Annotated in this window: 1 protein-coding gene; it reads right to left on the minus strand. The window is 42.7% G+C overall.

What is annotated here, in order from left to right:
- A partial coding sequence (locus SST62_RS0110690; RefSeq protein ID WP_029187334.1) for a hypothetical protein occupies positions 1-180 on the minus strand: 180 nt, incomplete at its 3' end.
- Positions 181-342 lie beyond the last annotated feature (162 nt).

Raw genomic sequence — 342 nt, forward strand, 5'->3', positions numbered from 1 at the left:
AGGGAGGCTTTCCTCCCCAAACAAGCTCAGCTGACCGGGTTGATACACAACCTTCTCTGATGATTTTCCGTAGAATTTCTGTCTCAGATACTCAACCTGTTCACGAAGGAGGCTCAACTCGTTGGTAAGTTGTTCAATCGTTGAGGTCTGTAGTTTAATAATTGCCAATAACTCATCCATACGCTCGAACCTCCTTCTTTTTATCTTATTATACACAAAGAAAAGCCATGAGGCTGGGCAAAATGCCCAGTACCATTAATCAGAGTTTGTGTCAACATCTCAGCGCAGTGGTTGATTGGCAGATTTGTTCGTGTTTTACACTCCAAATCTGACCTAATCAAC

It is taken from the genome of Streptococcus suis YS56, from assembly GCF_000440115.1.
GTDB classification, from domain to species: Bacteria; Bacillota; Bacilli; order Lactobacillales; family Streptococcaceae; genus Streptococcus; species Streptococcus suis_L.